This is a genomic window from Cellulosimicrobium sp. BMG9.23, assembly GCF_059159985.1.
In genome coordinates this window covers 19342-35634 of record NZ_JBZGBZ010000011.1, presented here as the reverse complement: position 1 = coordinate 35634, position 16293 = coordinate 19342, and the positions used below count along the sequence as shown (strand labels likewise).

15 protein-coding genes are annotated in these 16293 nt (G+C 75.4%); 1 reads left to right on the top strand and 14 read right to left on the bottom strand.

What is annotated here, in order from left to right:
• The first annotated feature begins 58 nt into the window (after positions 1-58).
• Entirely contained in the window at positions 59-502 is a 444-nt protein-coding gene (locus AC4H2G_RS18910; protein ID WP_494367282.1) for a nitroreductase family deazaflavin-dependent oxidoreductase, read from the top strand.
• Between the two features lie 43 nt (positions 503-545).
• Here AC4H2G_RS18910 and mshA read toward each other — a convergent pair whose 3' ends face one another.
• From mshA to folK, 14 genes are all read right to left on the bottom strand, one after another.
• A complete protein-coding gene (gene mshA / locus AC4H2G_RS18905) occupies positions 546-1841 on the bottom strand; it encodes a D-inositol-3-phosphate glycosyltransferase (protein WP_494367281.1) in 1296 nt (431 codons plus the stop codon).
• A 4-nt stretch (positions 1842-1845) separates the two neighbouring features.
• Entirely contained in the window at positions 1846-2976 is a 1131-nt protein-coding gene (locus AC4H2G_RS18900; protein ID WP_494367280.1) for a lactonase family protein, read from the bottom strand.
• Positions 2977-3078: 102 nt separating this feature from the next.
• Positions 3079-3411: a histone-like nucleoid-structuring protein Lsr2 gene (locus AC4H2G_RS18895; protein WP_494367279.1), complete on the bottom strand. Its 333-nt coding sequence runs from the start codon at positions 3409-3411 to the stop codon at positions 3079-3081.
• Positions 3412-3545: 134 nt separating this feature from the next.
• Positions 3546-3734, bottom strand: coding sequence for a hypothetical protein (locus tag AC4H2G_RS18890; protein ID WP_494367278.1), 189 nt, complete (start codon positions 3732-3734; stop codon positions 3546-3548).
• Positions 3735-3753: 19 nt separating this feature from the next.
• Positions 3754-5214: a lysine--tRNA ligase gene (lysS, locus tag AC4H2G_RS18885; RefSeq protein WP_494367406.1), complete on the bottom strand. Its 1461-nt coding sequence runs from the start codon at positions 5212-5214 to the stop codon at positions 3754-3756.
• Between the two features lie 157 nt (positions 5215-5371).
• A complete protein-coding gene (gene nadC / locus AC4H2G_RS18880) occupies positions 5372-6307 on the bottom strand; it encodes a carboxylating nicotinate-nucleotide diphosphorylase (protein WP_494367405.1) in 936 nt (311 codons plus the stop codon).
• Positions 6308-6501: 194 nt separating this feature from the next.
• The gene (locus tag AC4H2G_RS18875) at positions 6502-8175 is read right to left on the bottom strand and encodes an L-aspartate oxidase (RefSeq protein WP_494367277.1); all 1674 of its coding nucleotides are present in this window, start codon (positions 8173-8175) and stop codon (positions 6502-6504) included.
• Positions 8172-8684, bottom strand: coding sequence for an aspartate 1-decarboxylase (gene panD / locus AC4H2G_RS18870; protein ID WP_494367404.1), 513 nt, complete (start codon positions 8682-8684; stop codon positions 8172-8174). Before panD ends, AC4H2G_RS18875 begins: the two co-directional genes overlap by 4 nt.
• A gap of 53 nt (positions 8685-8737) precedes the next feature.
• A complete protein-coding gene (panC, locus tag AC4H2G_RS18865; RefSeq protein ID WP_494367276.1) occupies positions 8738-9799 on the bottom strand; it encodes a pantoate--beta-alanine ligase in 1062 nt (353 codons plus the stop codon).
• A complete protein-coding gene (locus AC4H2G_RS18860) occupies positions 9796-10806 on the bottom strand; it encodes a Rossmann-like and DUF2520 domain-containing protein (protein WP_494367275.1) in 1011 nt (336 codons plus the stop codon). The genes panC and AC4H2G_RS18860 overlap by 4 nt, the downstream gene beginning before the upstream one ends.
• A complete protein-coding gene (locus AC4H2G_RS18855) occupies positions 10803-12455 on the bottom strand; it encodes a PH domain-containing protein (protein ID WP_494367274.1) in 1653 nt (550 codons plus the stop codon). The genes AC4H2G_RS18860 and AC4H2G_RS18855 overlap by 4 nt, the downstream gene beginning before the upstream one ends.
• Before the next feature lie 44 nt (positions 12456-12499).
• Positions 12500-13018: a PH domain-containing protein gene (locus AC4H2G_RS18850; protein ID WP_494367273.1), complete on the bottom strand. Its 519-nt coding sequence runs from the start codon at positions 13016-13018 to the stop codon at positions 12500-12502.
• 40 nt (positions 13019-13058) lie between these two features.
• The gene (locus AC4H2G_RS18845) at positions 13059-13568 is read right to left on the bottom strand and encodes a DUF3180 domain-containing protein (protein WP_494367272.1); all 510 of its coding nucleotides are present in this window, start codon (positions 13566-13568) and stop codon (positions 13059-13061) included.
• Positions 13568-16258 (bottom strand): 2-amino-4-hydroxy-6-hydroxymethyldihydropteridine diphosphokinase, encoded by a 2691-nt coding sequence (gene folK / locus AC4H2G_RS18840; RefSeq protein WP_494367271.1) that lies wholly within the window; start codon positions 16256-16258, stop codon positions 13568-13570. The genes AC4H2G_RS18845 and folK overlap by 1 nt, the downstream gene beginning before the upstream one ends.
• Between the last annotated feature and the right edge of the window lie 35 nt (positions 16259-16293).

The following is a 16293-nucleotide window of genomic DNA, read 5'->3' as shown; positions in this document are numbered from 1 at the left end:
GTCCACGGGCTGGTGACGTGCGGGGAATCGGACCCGGAGCGCGTGCGTTGGGTCGGACATGCCGATCCACGGAGACTACGCACCGAGCACCAGCGGCTGGGCCCGCAAGCAGGCCGAGACCTACGAGACCTCCGGTGGGACGAAGGCCACGACGCTCAACGGGATGCCGGTGGTCGTGCTGACGACCCTCGGGCGACGCACCGGGAAGATCCGCAAGACGCCGCTCATGCGGGTCGAGCACGACGGCGTGTACGCGGTCGTCGCGTCGCTCGGCGGTGCCCCCGAGCACCCCGTCTGGTACCACAACGTCCTCGCGCACCCGCAGGTCGAGCTGCAGGACGGCGCCGAGCGCCACGACTACGTCGCGCGCGAGGTGATCGGCGAGGAGAAGGCGCTGTGGTGGGAGCGCGCCGTCGCCGCGTACCCGCCGTACGCGGACTACCAGCAGAGGACGTCCCGCGAGATCCCGGTGCTCGTGCTGGAGCGCACGACCGACGCCTGACCCCGCCGGGCACGTCCCGCGGCGACCGCCGTGGCGCCGGGTGTCAGCGCGCCGCGCGGACCTTGGTCGCCTGGGCGTAGACGTCGAGCATGCGGCGAGCGGCGGCGTCCCAGCCGAAGCGTTCGCTGACGCGCCGCGCACCGACGGCGAGCGCCGTGCGTCGGTCGTCGTCGGCGAGCAGGTCCGCGAGCGCGCGGGCCCAGGTCCACGGGTTGTGGTCGGGGACGAGGACGCCGGACTCGCCGTCGACCACGACCGTCGTCAGCCCGCCGACTGCGGCCGCGACCACGGGCGTCCCGCTCGCCTGCGCCTCGGCGGCGACGAGCCCGAACGTCTCGTTGTGCGAGGGAACCGCCACGAGGTCGGCGGCGCGGTAGTAGTCGACGAGCAGCTCGCGCGCGACGGGCGGCCGCACGACGACCTTGTCGCTCACGCCCACCTGGAAAGCGAGCGCCTCGAGCTCGCGCACGGCCGTCGGCCGGCCGCTCGGTCCGCCGAGCACGACGAGCGTGGGCACGGGCTCGTCGTGGTCCGCGAGCACCCCGAGGGCACGCACGAGGACGTCGGGCGCCTTGAGCGGCTGCACGCGCCCGGCGAACAGCACGATCTGTCCCTCGGCGGGCAGGCCGAGCTCGTCCCGCAGCGCCCGGCGCCGCTCTGAGCGCTCCCCCGGCCCGGCGCCGTCGGGCATGCCGGGCGAGAAGAGGTCGAGGTCCACGCCCGGCGGCACGACGTGCACGCGAGCGGGGTCGGCCGCGTAGTCGCGCACGAGGTCGTCGGCCTCGGCGTCGGTGCTCGCGACGAGCGCGTCGGCCTCGGCGACGACCTGCTCCTCCCCGATGATCCGCCCGAGCGGCTCGGGCGCGTCCCCGGGCGCGAGCGCGGCGTTCTTCACGCGCGCGAGCGTGTGCATCGTGTGCACGAGCGGCACGTCCCAGCGGTCGGCGGCGAGCCACCCGACCTGGCCCGACAGCCAGTAGTGGGTGTGCACGACGTCGTACCAGCCGACGTGGTGCCGCGCCTCGGCGCGCAGGACCCCCGCGGTGAACGCGCAGAGCTGCCCGGGCAGGTCGTTCTTGTCCAGCCCTTCGAACGGACCGGCGGCGACGTGCCGCACGGTCACGCCCTCCACGACCACGACGACGGGAGGCTGGGCGGACGACGTCGCGCGCGTGAAGATCTCGACCTGCGCGCCGTGCCGCGCGAGCGCGCGGGCGAGCTCGGTCACGTAGACGTTCATGCCGCCCGCGTCGCCCGTGCCCGGCTGGTCGAGGGGCGAGGTGTGGACGGACAGCATCGCGACGCGCAGCGCGTCGCCGTCCGGGCGGTCCGCCGTCACCGCGTCACGCCTCCACGACGCAGGCCGGGGCAGGCAGGGCGAGGACGTCGAGCACCTCACCGAGCCCGTCGCTGCGGCGCACGCGCAGGAGCGCGAGGTTCGACGACGGCCCCTCGCCGGCGGTCAGCGGGTCGTCCTGCTGGTTCGCGACGACGACGAGGTCGTGGGTCGGTTCCTCACCCGTCACCGGGAGCAGGACCGCGAGATGTCGTGGCCAGGTCCCGCCGACCGGGCTGTCGGCCAGGTGGCGCAGTCGCGGGGGCGCGCCGTCGGGCCCGGGCTCGACGGCGTGCACGGCGAGGACGTCCGCGCCCCGTACGCCCACGACGACGCGCGCGCCGTCCGGCGTGACCTCGACGTGCGACGGGAAGCTGCGCCCGCCCTCCGGAGCCGCGGCGAAGGTCACCGGGTACCGCGCGACGACGTCGTAGCGACCGTCCCCCGCGGGCGCGAGGACGAAGAGGGCAGGGTCGAGCTCGCCCACGACGACGAGGTGGCCCCCGGGGAGCGCGGCGAGGTGGCGCGGACCGGTGCCCGGGGGGAACGTCGCGACGACCGCGGGCGGCGTGCTGTCGGGCGCCGCGGGGTCGTGCCGGCGCAGCTCGTCCGTCCCGAGGTCGACGACGAGCACGCCCCCCTCGCCGTCGTCCGCGACGAAGTGCGCGTGGGGACCCTCCTGGCGGTCCGTGTCCGGGCCCGTCCCCGCGTGCCCGTACCGACGCGTCGAGCCGGTGAGCGCGCCGTCGTCGGCGGTTGCCGCGACCGTGAGCACGCCGTCGCCGTAGTTGGCGACGAGCACCTCGCCGGGGCGGGCGAGGGCGTGGCAGGGCGAGTCGCCGCCGGTGGGGACTCCGGGTCCCAGCGGCCGGAGCGTGCCGTCCGCGGAGACGTCGAACGCCGAGAGCGTGCCCTCCGGGGTCTCACCGACGGCGTAGAGCGTGCGGGCCGCGCCGCTCCCCGGTGGGACGGGGGCCGTCAGCGCGAGGAACGACGGCGACGGCGTCGTGGCGGCGAGGCGACCACCGACGAAGACGCCCTGCTCGACATCGACCTCCACCTGCCACACACCCTCCGGCACGTCCGCCGCGGGGTGCGGGTAGGTGCCGATCCACAGGGTGCGCGTCGAGACGGTCATAGCCCGAGCGTAGTTTCTCCCACGCCGACTCCCGACATGACGACGGGGCGCCCGCCGTCCGGTCGAGGACCGAGCAGCGGTGCGCCCCGTGCGGGTCGAGCGTCAGTGTGCCGCGTCGTACGCGGCCTGGATCTCCTGCGAGATGCGGCCGCGGTCGTTGACCTTGTGGCCGTTCGCCCGGGCCCACTCCCGGATCTCGGTCGCACGGGCGGAACCCGTGCTGCGGCCACGACGTGCCGCAGGGCGGGACGAGGTGCGCGACGACACCTTGCGGGCGTTGCCGACCCACGAGGCGAACGCGTCACGCAGCTGCTGTGCGTTCTTCGTGCTGAGATCGATCTCGTAGGAGACGCCGTCGAGCGCGAAGGTCACCGTCTCGTCCGCCGCCCCTCCGTCGATGTCGTCCACGAGAATTACCTGGACTTTCTGGGCCACTGTTGATTCCTCACGCTTCACAGGAAGGAGATGACCTGTCCAGGATGCCCCAGCACGACAAGCACGTCAATTGTCTCTGTCGCATGTCTCGGAAAAGGCGCACCCGGCGGATGAATCAGTGCACGGCACGAGCGTCACGGCGCTCCATGACCACCGGAATCCGCGCCCGCCCGCGAACGCATTTCCTCTTCGGCGTCGAGACGCGCGAGAGCCGCCCGTTCGTTGCGGTCCGCGCGGACGATATACCGCATGGCGAACCAGAACAGCAGACCGACGCCGACCGACGGGACAAGGGCGCCGAGAGCGGGGAGCAGGTCGTTCATGATCTCGATCCTAAGCCCGTCACTGGGCCGGCTTGACGAGCGGGAAGAGGATCGTCTCGCGGATCCCCAGGCCCGTGAGCGCCATGAGCAGGCGGTCGATGCCGAGGCCCATGCCACCCGACGGCGGCATCGCGTACTCCATCGCGGTGAGGAAGTCCTCGTCGATGCGCATCGCCTCCTCGTCGCCCGCGGCGGCGAGCAGGGCCTGCGCCTCGAAGCGCTGACGCTGCACCACGGGGTCGACGAGCTCCGAGTACGCCGTCGCCAGCTCGACGCCGCGCACGTACAGGTCCCACTTCTCGACCTGGCCGCGCACCGCACGATGGTCCCGCGTGAGCGGCGAGGTCTCGACCGGGAAGTCGCGCACGAACGTCGGGGCGACGAGGTGATCGCCCACGAGGTGCTCCCACAGGCCCTCGACAAGCTTTCCGTGGTTGACGTTCTTCGGGTCGAACGAGAGCTCGAACCGCGCCGCGTACGACACCAGGTGCTCGACCGAGGTCCCCGGGGTGATCTGCTCCCCCAGCGCGTCCGACAACGAGTCGTACATCTTCAGCTGCGTCCATTCGCCGCCGACGTCGTACTCGGTGCCGTCCGCCAGAGTCAGGAGCGTGGTACCGAGAGCGTCCTGCGCCGCCCGCTGCACGAGATTCTGCGTGAGCACCGCCATGGTGTCGTAGTCGCCGTACGCCTCGTACGCCTCGAGCATCGCGAACTCCGGGGAGTGCGTGGAGTCCACGCCCTCGTTGCGGAAGTTGCGGTTGATCTCGAAGACCTTCTCCACGCCGCCCACGGCCGCGCGCTTGAGGAACAGCTCGGGTGCGATGCGCAGGAAAAGGTCGATGTCGAACGCATTCATGTGCGTCTCGAACTGACGCGCGGCAGCACCTTCCGGTCGCGTCTGCAGCATGGGCGTCTCGACCTCGACGAAACCGCGCTCCCAGAAGTTCTCGCGGATCGAGCGCACGACGGCGGCACGCAGACGCACCGTGTCGCGCGCCGCGGGACGGGCGATGAGATCCACGTAACGCTGTCGGACGCGTGATTCCTCCGACAGCTCCTTGTGCAGCACAGGAAGGGGACGCAGCGCCTTCGCGGCGACCTTCCAGGAATCGGCGAACACGCTCAGCTCACCGCGGCGGGAGCTGATGACCCGGCCGTGCGCGAACAGGTGGTCGCCGAGGTCGACGTCCGTCTTGAACGTGGTGAGCGACTCCTCGCCCACCACCGCCTGGCTCAGCATGACCTGCAGCCGGTCGCCCTCGCCGTCCTGCAGCGTGACGAAGCACAGCTTGCCGGTGTTGCGCAGGAAGACGACGCGGCCCGCGACCCCGACCTCGTCCTGCGTCTCCTCGCCCGCCTCGAGGTGCGCGTGGGCGGCGCGGACCTCGGCGATGGTGTGCGTGCGCGGCACGCCCACCGGGTACGCCTCGTCGCCGCGCGCGAGGATGCGCTCGCGCTTCTCGCGACGGACCTGCATCTGCTCGGGGACGTCGTCCTCGCCGTCAGGCGTGGGGGGAGCAGGGTTTCCGGCGGGGGGAGTCACGCGGACGATTCTACCGACGCCTCCGCCGCGGTCGTCCGCACGAGGTAGAACCGTGGGCGGCTGAGGGAGTGCCCCGGTCACCACCAGGGTTCTACCTCGGCGGGAGGGTGGTGGGCAGGAGGTCGAGCGCGAGGTCCAGGATGGGCGCCGAGTGGGTCAGCGCGCCGACCGAGAGGTAGTCGACGCCCGTGCCGGCGACCTCGCGCGCGCGGTCGAGCGTGAGGTTCCCCGTCGCCTCGAGCTCGACCTTCGCCGGGACGCCGTCGCGACCCTCCAGTGCGCGGACGGCCGCGACCGTGTCCGCGAGGACCGGCGTCGGCATGTTGTCGAGCAGGAGGAAGTCGGCACCCGCGTCGAGCGCCTCGAGCGCCTGCGCGGTCGTGTCGGCCTCCACCTGGACGAGCACGTCGGGGAACGTCCGGCGGATCGCCTCGATCGCCGCGCTCACGGAGCCCGCGGCGACGACGTGGTTGTCCTTGACCATCGCGACGTCGTACAGGCCCATGCGCTTGTTGGTCCCGCCCCCGGCGCGCACGGCGTACTTCTCGAGCGCCCGCAGGCCGGGCGTCGTCTTGCGCGTGTCGAGGACCTGCGCCCCCGTGCCGTCGAGCTCGCGCGCCCAGGCGCGCGTCGCCGTCGCCACGCCCGACGCGCGCGACGCGAGGTTGAGCAGCGTCCGCTCTGCGACGAGCAGCACCTGGACCGGACCGGTCAGCGCGGCGAGCACGCGGCCCCGGGCGACCGCGTCGCCGTCGCGCGCGGAGAACGTCACGACGACGGGCGCCAGCCCGAGCCGCTCGGCCACCTGGCGCGTCACCTCCTCGACCACGACGAGACCGGCGACGACGCCGTCGGCGCGCGCGACGAGGTGCGCGGTGCCCGTGGCCGACGGCGGGACGGTCGCCTGGGTGGTCACGTCGCGCCCGGGCGCCGCGCCGAGGTCCTCGTCGAGCGCGCGCGCCACGGTCTCGGCGACCCACGAGGGGTCGAGTCCCGGCTCGACGCGCGACGGGACGACGGGCTGCACGTCGCGCTCGGACGCAGAGGTGGGGTCGGGCTCGGCGGGGGTGCTCACGGTCCCCCACCGTAGCCGCCGTCCTGGCCGCCCCGCGACGGCCGAACACGACCCTGCGCGCCGTCGAGCACGACATGAGGGCCGTTGTGGCGCGCAGAACGACCGTCAGGTCGTGTTCGACAGAGAAGCCCGGTCGGCGGAGCCGGTCAGCGGACGCGCAGCGTGCCGTCGTCGTCGAGGGAGACGACGACGCGGCGCTCCCACGCCGGGTCCGGCGCCGGGAAGTCGGTGCGGAAGTGCCCGCCGCGGCTCTCGGTGCGCAGCGTCGCCGCCGCGGTGAGAGCCGTCGCGACCTGGTGGATGTTGGTCGTCTCCCACTCGGCGGCCTGCGGCTGCGCGACGACGTCGCTCGCCTCGTGCGCGTCCGTGCGGATCGCGGCGAGGCGGCGCTCGGCGGCGGCGAGCCCGTCGGCGTCGCGGATGACGCCGGGCCCGGCGGACGCGACGGACTGGATCCGCGAGCGCGCGGCTGCGGCGACGAGCGCGGACGGCCCGGGGCGGGGCGCGGGCTCCCCGAGGACGAGCTCGCCCGCGGCGACCCGACCGGTGATCTCCCGCGCCGCGCGGTGCGCGAACACGAGCCCTTCGAGCAGCGAGTTGGACGCGAGACGGTTGGCGCCGTGCACTCCGGTGCAGGCGACCTCGCCGATCGCGTACAGACCGTCGAGCGAGGACCGACCGTGCAGGTCCGTGACGACGCCGCCCGAGTGGTAGTGCTGGGCGGGGGCCACGGGCACGGGCTCCTCGGTCCAGTCGATGCCGTGGTCGAGGAGCCGCCCGGTGATCGTCGGGAAGCGCGAGCGCAGGAAGTCGGCGCCGAGGTGCCGCGCGTCGAGCAGCACGTGGTCGGACCCGGTCGCTGCCATCTGCCGGACGATGGCGTGCGCGACGACGTCGCGCGGAGCGAGCTCGGCCATCGCGTGCTGCGCGGGCATGAAGCGGTGCCCGTCGGTGTCGAGGAGGATCGCCCCCTCGCCCCGCACCGCCTCGGAGATGAGCGGGAGCTGGCCCTTCGCGCCGAGGCCGAGCCACAGCACGGTCGGGTGGAACTGGACGAACTCGAGGTCGCCGAGCGCGGCGCCCGCGCGCAGGGCCGCGGCGATCCCGTCGCCCGTCGCCTGCGGCGGGTTCGTCGAGGACCGGAAGACCTGGCCCACTCCCCCGGTCGCGAGCACCACGGCCCGGGCCAGCGCCGCGCCGACGCCGTCGCGCGTGCCCTCGCCCTTGACGTGCAGGGTCACGCCGCACGCGCGCGGCCGCCCGTCGGCTTCGGCGCCCGGCGCCGTCGTGAGCACGTCGAGGACGAGCGCGTTCTCGATGACCTCGATGCCCGGGTCGGAGCGGACCGCGTCGAGCTGCGCGACGAGGGCGCGCGAGATCTCGGCGCCCGTGGCGTCACCGCCCGCGTGGGCGATCCTGTCGGCGTGGTGGCCGCCCTCGCGCGTGAGCGCGATGTCGCCGTTCGCGGCGCGGTCGAACCGCGCGCCGAGGGCCACGAGCTCGCGCACCCGGGCGGGGCCCTCGGTGACGAGCACCTCGACCGCGACCGGGTCGCACAGCCCGCCGCCCGCGACGAGCGTGTCCGCGAGGTGCGCCTCCGGGGAGTCCTCCGGGTGGAGCGCCGCGGCGATGCCGCCCTGCGCCCACACCGTCGACCCCGACGACAGCTCGCCCTTCGTGACGAGCAGGACCCGCGGCACGCGCGTGCGCAGCTCGAGCGCCGCGGTGAGCCCCGCGATGCCGGAGCCGACGACGATCGCGTCGGCCGTCGTCGTCCAGCCGGGCTCCGGCGCGGCGAGGGACCGGGCGAGCGCGCTCACCCGCGGTGCGCCGCGCCGTCGGGCAGGCCGGTCGGCACACCGCGGGGGACGGTGCCGGGCACGGCGTCGTGGTCCGTCTCGTGACCCACCCGGACGGCCGCGAAGGCCAGCCCGCTCGGCTCCAGGCCGCGCGCCGCCGGCACGTCCGGCACGAGCCCCGGTTCGTCCGACAGCTCGACGATGCGGTTGCGCTCGTCGACGAACACGACGTGCGGGAGGTACGTGCGCGCGTCCTCGTCGGACAGCGTCCCGTACGCGATGAGGATGACGACGTCGCCCGGGTCCACGAGGTGCGCCGCAGCGCCGTTGATGCAGATCTGGCCCGCACCGCGCTCGCCGGGGATGACGTACGTGGTCAGGCGCGCGCCGTTCGTCACGTCGACGACGTCGACCTGCTGGCCCGGGTAGAGGTCGGCCGCGTCGAGCAGGTCGGCGTCCACGGTGATCGAGCCGACGTAGTGCAGGTCGGCCTGCGTCACCGTCGCGCGGTGGATCTTGCCGATCATCATGGGGCGCTGCAGCGACGCGGGGCGTCGGTCGGCGGGGCGCGGGGTCGGCGCGGTCACGCGGTTCCTCCAGGGTGCTGGGCACGGTCGCCGACCGCCGGGTCGCCCGGGTCGCGGGCACCGGCGGCTGCACGGATCTCGACGGCCGTGTTGTCGATGAGTCGGGTGGTGCCCACGCGCGCGGCCGCGAGGAGGAGTCCCGGGCCGACGGCGCCGGGCGCCAGGTCCTCCACGGTAGCCGGGTCGACGAGCACCAGGTAGTCCAGGTCAACGCCGTGAGCACCGTCGAGGATTCCCTGGGCCGCACCGAGCACCGAGCCGGCGTCCGCGCCCGCGTCCGCCGCGTCCGCTCCCGCACGCAGCGCCCGGCTCACCGCGAGCGCGTGCTCACGTTCCTCGGGCGTGAGGTACGCGTTGCGCGACGAGCGTGCGAGCCCGTCGCTCTCGCGGACCGTCGGCACGCCGAGGATCTCCACGTCGACGTCGAGGTCGGCCACGAGGCGCCGCACCGCGAGGAGCTGCTGAGCGTCCTTCGCGCCGAACACCGCGACGTCGGGCCGCACGAGGTGCAGGAGCTTGAGCACGACCGTGAGGACCCCGTCGAAGTGCCCCGGCCGGGACGCGCCCTCGAGCACGGTCCCGATGCGGCCCGACGTCACGCGCACGATCGGCGCGTCCCCGCCCGGCCCGGAGCCGGGGTACATCTCCTCGACGTCCGGGGCGAACACGAGGTCCACGCGGGCGTCGGGGCCGGCCGACGCGAGGAGCGTGACGTCGCCCGCGACGTCGCGCGGGTAGCGCTCGAAGTCCTCGCCCGGACCGAACTGCAGCGGGTTCACGAAGTCCGTGACGACGACCTCGCCGTCCGCGCCCACGGCCTCGCGCGCGCGCCGCACGAGCTCGAGGTGGCCCGCGTGCAGCGCGCCCATCGTCATCACGACCGCTCGCCGCGGCCGACGGCCGCCCGACGCGCTGCCGTCACCCGACGCGCGGTCGGTGGCGAGCGCGGCGCGCAGGTCGGCGCGGGTCGTCACGACGCGGGGGGCCGTCGGTCCCGTGCCGCGGTCGGTCGTGCCCGTGCCGTCGTCGTTCGGGTCCGCGCCGCGGTCCGGGGTCATGCTCGTCCTTCCTGCGGACCGTCCTGGTCGTCGTCGGGCGTGAGGTCCGGCGTCTCGTCGGGGCCCCCGGCGAGCGCGTCGAGCACGGCCCGTTCCGCGGCGGCGTCGATGCGCCCGCTCGCCCGGGACCGGACCGCCGCCCCGCGGCTCAGGGCGACGTACGACGGCGGCACGTCGGCCGCGTCGCTCGTCGCCGCGAGCGCGCGCAGGGCCGCGAGGTGCTCCACGACCGTGCCCACGTCACCGCGCGACACCGGGCCGGTGAGTGCCGAGATCGCGCCCGCCGCTCCCCCGGTCCCCGACTCCGCGCCGCGGTCGGCGGCCCGGGTAGCGCCGTCGAGCGCGGCCGAGAGCAGCGGCGCGAGCACGCGGCCCGGCTGCTCGACCCCCGCGGCCTCCAGCGCCTGCGCCGCCTGCGCGACGAGCACGACGAGGTGGTTCGCGCCGTGCGCGAGCGCCGCGTGGTAGAGCCCGCGCGACTCCTCCGCGACGACCACGGGCTCGCCACCGATCTCGACGACGAGCGCCTGCCCGATCGGCAGGACCGGCGTCGGGCCGGTCACGGCGAACGTCGACCCCTCGAGGCGCGACAGGTCGAGCGACGTCCCGGTGAACGTCATCGCGGGGTGGATCGCGAGGGGGATCGCACCCGCCGCGCGCGCCGGGTCGAGGACCGCGGCGCCGTAGCGGCCCGACGTGTGCACGACGATCTGCCCGGGCTGCCACGCCCCGACGTCGGCGAGGCCGCGCACGAGACCCGGCAGCGCGTCGTCGGGCACGGCCAGGAGCGTGAGCTCGGCCCGCTCGACGACCTGCGGCACCTCGAGCACGGGGACACCGGGCAGGAGCGCGTCGATGCGGTCGCGCGAGGCCTCCGAGATGCCGCTCGCGCCGACGACGGCGTGGCCGGTCGCCCGCAGCGCGCTGCCGAGCACCGCGCCGACGCGGCCGGCGCCCACGATGCCGACGCCGAGCCGTCCGGGGCGGCGCGCCTCGGGCGCGCTCATGCGTCGCTCCCGACGTCCCGCCCGCCGGGCGGCTTTTCCTGCAGCCTGTCGGGCGGGCTGTCGGGAACCGTGTCGGGCTGCGTGTCGGGCAGCGCGTCGGACGAGGGGTCGGGCGCGTCGGGCACCGCGTCCAGCGGAACCTCGTCGCGCCGCAACCACAGCTCGGGTCCCTGGTGCGCCCGGGCCTCGTGCGCGCGGGCCGCCTGGGTGTCGAGGAGGCGCGCGGCGTCGGCGGAGTCGAGGTGGTAGACCTTCGGGACGACCGGGCCGGGGGTCGAGTGCACGGCGAACGTCGCGACGTCGAACCGGCGCTGCAGCGGGCCCTGCTCGAGCCCGAGGGACTGCGTGCGCTCGTGCGGCACGACGACGAGGCTGCGGAAGACGCGGCCGGAACGCAGCACGAGCGCGCGGTCGGTCACGGCGAACCCGCTGCGGCGCCACGAGACGAGGTCGAGGAGCCGCGCCCGGCGCGGCATCGCCACGAAGTGCTCGCCCGCGTCACGGCCCGAGAGCCCCTCGTCGAGGAGCGCGCGCGGGTCGGCCGTACCGAGGTCCGGCAGGACCAGCCACAGCGCGGCGAGCGCCTCGTCGCGCGTCCCCACGGGCAGCAGGGCGCTCTTCGTCTGGGACCCGTCGGCGCTCGGCCCGTACCCGGCGACGTTGACGTCGACGCGCCACCAGTCCGGTCCCCGCCAGAACGGCCCCTGGAGCAGCCGCACCGCCTGGACGCGGCCGGGCGGGATGGTCTGCGAGCGCGTCTCGAGGAGCCCGTGGCGCAGCCGGATGCCGTCGGGCGAGATCGCGGAGCGGAAGCCGAACTCGCCCGTGAAGCGCTGGAACAGGTAGCCGCCGAAGCCCAGGACGGCCGGGAGCGCGCTGAACAGGATGCCGATCTCGCGCGTGCCGATGACGACGCCCACGATGCCGAGGATGCCCAGGACGAGGCCGAGCGTCGCGCCCGAGCGCAGGAGCGACGCGACGAGCCGGCCCGGCTGGAGCGCGGTGACGGGCTGCTCGGGCGCCTCCTGCAGCGGTGCCGGCACACCCGCCGGCGCGTCCTGCACCGGCCCTGCAGCGCCGTGCTCGTGCTGGTCCGCCGGGCCGACCGGCCCGTGCTTGGGCGACGCGCCCGCCGGGGCCGTCCCGACGCGCAGGCCCGCCGCACGGGCGAGCAGCTCGACGCGCAGCCGGTCCGCGTCGTCCTGCTTGAGGAAGCCGAGCTTGACGCCCGAGTCGCCGCCGCCCGCCACCTCGAGCTTGAGCTCCGCGAGCCCGAAGAACCGGGCGAGGAGCGGCTGCACCACGTCGACCGCCTGCAGGCGGTCGAGGCGGGCGCGCCGCTGCTGGCGGAACAGGACGCCGGTGCGCAGGTGCACGGACTCGTCGTCGACCGCGTAGCTCGTCATGCGCCACGCGAGCGCCGAGTAGCCGAGCCCGACGAGGCCGATGGCCAGCACGCCGAGCAGGATCTGCCACCAGCGGTCGCCCTCGAGCAGGTTCTGCCCGTCGGGCAGGCCGTTGAGCGTCTGCTGACCGACGACGACGAGCAGCACCGCGATGACCGTCCAGCCGCGGACGAGCGGCGTGACGGGGTGCACGCGCTGCCACTCGAGGGCGTCCGTCGAGGCCGTCGGGGGCTCGTCGGGCACCGCCTGCGGCGTGGCAGGCGCCCCCGGGCCGGGGACCTCGCCGCTCACAGGCCCGCCAGCCGGGCCTCGCCGCGCGACGCGAGGCGGTCGCGCAGGCGGTCCGCCTCGGCGGGCTCGAGGCCGTCGATCGTCGCGTCCGTCGACGCGGACGCCGTGTGGAGCTGGATCTGCGCGATGCGCAGCTTCCGCGCGAGCGGGCCGGCCTGCACGTCCACGTACTGCATGCGCCCGTACGGCACGACGACGAGCGAGCGGAACATGATGCCCTTGCGGATGAGCAGGTCGTCGTCGCGCTCCGCGTACCCGATGGCGCGGACCTGGCGCGGGACGAGCAGCAGCGCCCAGAGGGCGACCAGCGCGAGCACGCCGAGGACGAGCCACTGCCACCAGTGCGGGAACAGGATCGCAAGGACGACGACCGGGACCGCGAGGACGGCGAGGGTGATCCCCGTCGAGAGGAGGCGTGCCGTGATCAGCCGCGGGGACACGCCAGACCACACGATCCCTGGCGGGTCGAACGGACCCACGGCGTCGTGTGTCAGGGCTCGGTCGGAATCGGTCATGTCCTGATTCTCCCATCCGGCGGGGGCCACCGGGTCGAGGTCAGGCGGAGGCGCCGGCCTCGCCGTCGGCCTCGGCCGTCCTGCGGCGCTCGGCGCCCGGCTCGTCCTCGTCCCCCGGGGGCGGGAGCTGGCAGAACCGCTCCGCGAGCAGCCCCGCAGTGGCCAGGACGACGGCGCACGCGACCGCGATGCCGGCCGCGACCGCCCGGTCGCGCCGCGCGTCGATCGCGAGGTCGGGCAGCGCGGCGAGCACCTGCGCGCCGTACCAGCCCGCGAGCAGCGCTCCCGTGAGCGCCGCCGCCTTGGCCAGCACGAAGGTCCGCGCGGCGCGGATCGGGTCGAGCCCGGGGCGTCGGCCCTTCTGGTACGCGCGCACCACCCAGCCCGCCCAGAAGACTCCCGCCGCGAGCGCGACGATCGCGACGTCGACCACCCACGGGACCGCCGGGAGGTAGGTGCCGCGACCCTCGACGAACCGGACGACGAGCCAGCCCACCACCGCCGTGACGACCGTGACGAGGAGCAGCGTCCGGACGGACGTGCGGCGCATCAGTGCTGCGGGTCGGACGGCGGGGCGGACACCGGCGGGAACGGCGACCAGTGCTCGGTCCCCGGCACGACCGGCGGAACCGGCTGGACCGGCTGGACCGGCTGGACCGGGGTGGGCGGCAACGGCGTGAGCGGTCGGACCACCTGGTGCAGCGCCGGGTCCGCGAGCGGCCCGGGTGCGGCGACCGGTGCGCCCGTCGGCGCGTCGTCCCGGTCGCCGAACAGTGCGCCCACCGGGGCGAACGGCACCCCGCGGATGATCTCCTCACCGCGCGCCGGCTCCGCGGCCCCAGCCGGCCACGACGGCTCGCCAGGCCACGACGGCTCGCCCGGGTGGCGGTGCTCCTGCTCCTCAGCGTGCACCGGGCTGAACACCGGCACCGCGACGAGCGGCTCGGCCGGAGCCGGCGCCGTGACGGGCGGGAACGGCGAGGTCTGCGAAGAGGGCTGGCCGTGCGGGGACGACGGCGCGTGCGACGTCGCCTGGGCCGGCGCCGGGGACGTCCCCTGGGAGCGTGACGGCAGGTCGAAGGGGAACGGCGGCGGCGGCTCGGTGTCGGGCACGCTCTCCGAGACCGCCGCAGGGGCGACCGGAGCCGACGGGCCGGCCTGAGCACCCGGTGACGGTGATGCACCCGGGGTCGGCGGCGCGCCCGGAGCCGGCGGCACGTGCGGATCGGCGGGAGCCGGCGGCACGCCTGGGGCCGGCGGCACGAGCAGATCGGCCGGAGCCGGCGGCGCCGTTGCGGCGACCGGCGCGGGCGGCACGACCGGAGCCGGCGGTGCGTCCTGGGCCTGTGGCGTGCCCGGGACCGGAGGTGCGGTCTGCTCCGGGGCGCCACCGTCGGACGCCGCAGGACCAGGGTTCGCGATCGGCACGGCGCCCGTCGGGTTCGGCGCTCCCTCCGTGAGCCAGTCGAGCGCGAGCCAGCGGATGCCCGCACGGTCCGGTGCCGTCGCGGCGAGCGCGGCCACGGGACCACCGCCCAGGCCCGGCAGCACCGCGCCGGGGTCGATCTGCGACCACGGTTCGAGCACGAACGCGCGCTCGTGCGCGCGCGGGTGCGGGAGCTCGAGGTCGTCGGCGACCGCCGTCAGGGAGCCGTAGACGATGAGGTCGACGTCGAGGGTGCGCGGCCCCCAGTGCTCGTGCCGGACGCGTCCGTGCGCGCGCTCGACCGCCTGGCACGCCTGCAGGAGGTCGCGCGCGGACAGCCGCGTGCGCGCGAGCACCACGGCGTTGAGGAAGTCGGGCTGCTCCGGGCCCACGGCCGCGGTGCGCGCGAGCGGCGACACCTCGGTCAGCTCGAGACCCGAGATGCTGTCGAGGTCGGTGATCGCGTCGCGCAGGGTCTGCTGCGCGTCGCCGAGGTTCGCGCCGAGCGCGAGCACGACCTCGACGAAGTCCGCGGGGACGTCGTCCATCCGGTCCCGCTCGCGCACCTCCTCGTCGGCCGAGGGCACGGCGCCCGAGGCCACGCCGGCCGGCGCCACGGCAGCCGGGGGCTCGGCTGCACCGTCAGGGGCCCCGTCCACGACGGTGGCCGCGTGCCCGGACGAGGTCTCCACCGACGCGTGCTCGGCGACCGGCAGCGGCACCGGCGGGACGTCCTGGCCGGGCAGGCCCTGCGCCGGGACCGGCTCCTGCGCAGCCTCCTGCGGGAAGGCGGCCTCCTGCGGCGGGACGAGGGGTGCCTCGCGCGTGGCGTCGGCGTCGGCCGCCGGGTCGTACGCGGCGTCGGCGGCCGGGTTCTCGGCGGCGTCGTGGGCGGGCTGGTGCGCGGCGTCGGTGGCGTCGTCGCCTTCAGCCGGGGGCCTCGAGGCGACGCGCTGCTCGTTCGTCTGCGCCGGGAGGAGGTCCTCGACAGGCTCGGTCCCCGCGCTCGGTGCGGGTGCCGGCACGCCACCGGCGGGGTGGGCGAGGGCGTCCGCCGCGGCCGTCGGGGCAGTGGTGGGGGCCTCCGCCGCCGTTCCGCCGTCCGAGGACCCGTCGTCCGAGGACCCGGCCTCCGGGGAACCGGACGCGGAGGACCCGGCCGACGCCCCGACGTCGGGCACGGCGGTGAAGGGCTCCGGCTCGGCCGGCCGCTCGACCACGCTCGTCGGCGGGATGCTCGGCGGCATGACGGCCGGGGCCTCGGCGAGCACCGGCTCGGGCTCCGGGTCGCGCACGGTCTCCACGCCGTGGATGAGGGCGGGCGCCACGGAGCCGACGGGGATCGGGGCCACGGGCGGCGTCTCGCGCACGTCGTGCCGCCGGGCGAGGGGCGCCACGACCGGGACGACGACACGGTCACGGCGGATGACGATCTCGACGTCCTCGAACGGCACGGTGATCGGCGCCTGCGGCTTGTGCACGGCCACGTCGACCGCCACGACGTCGGGATGCGTGAGGATCGTCGCGGCGATGCGCTCGGCCACGGTCTCGACGAGGTCGGCCGGCGAGCCCTCGAGGACCGCGACGACGTCTTCCGCGACCCCCGCGTAGCTCACCGTGTCCGCGAGGTCGTCCCCCCGCGCGGCCTCGCGCGTGTCGAGGTGCAGCACGACGTCGGCCCGGAAGAGCTGCCCCTCGACCTTCTCGTGCTCGAGCACGCCGTGGTGGCCGGTCGCGCTGAGCCCGGTGAGGCGGATCCGGTCGAACGGCCGGCCGTCCGCGTCGAGGACCGCTCCTGCGAACGCTGTGGTCACGTCGTGCTCCCGTCCTGACGTGGGAGCACGTGACG

Excerpts from the sequence above, each read along its gene's own strand:
- AC4H2G_RS18910 (WP_494367282.1), top strand. The coding sequence starts at position 59 with ATGCCGATCCACGGAGACTACGCACCGAGCACCAGCGGCTGGGCCCGC.
- AC4H2G_RS18900 (WP_494367280.1), bottom strand. The coding sequence starts at position 2,976 with ATGACCGTCTCGACGCGCACCCTGTGGATCGGCACCTACCCGCACCCC.
- AC4H2G_RS18890 (WP_494367278.1), bottom strand. The coding sequence starts at position 3,734 with ATGAACGACCTGCTCCCCGCTCTCGGCGCCCTTGTCCCGTCGGTCGGC.
- lysS (WP_494367406.1), bottom strand. The coding sequence starts at position 5,214 with ATGCAGGTCCGTCGCGAGAAGCGCGAGCGCATCCTCGCGCGCGGCGAC.
- panD (WP_494367404.1), bottom strand. The coding sequence starts at position 8,684 with ATGATGATCGGCAAGATCCACCGCGCGACGGTGACGCAGGCCGACCTG.
- panC (WP_494367276.1), bottom strand. The coding sequence starts at position 9,799 with ATGACCCCGGACCGCGGCGCGGACCCGAACGACGACGGCACGGGCACG.
- AC4H2G_RS18860 (WP_494367275.1), bottom strand. The coding sequence starts at position 10,806 with ATGAGCGCGCCCGAGGCGCGCCGCCCCGGACGGCTCGGCGTCGGCATC.
- AC4H2G_RS18850 (WP_494367273.1), bottom strand. The coding sequence starts at position 13,018 with ATGACCGATTCCGACCGAGCCCTGACACACGACGCCGTGGGTCCGTTC.
- AC4H2G_RS18845 (WP_494367272.1), bottom strand. The coding sequence starts at position 13,568 with ATGCGCCGCACGTCCGTCCGGACGCTGCTCCTCGTCACGGTCGTCACG.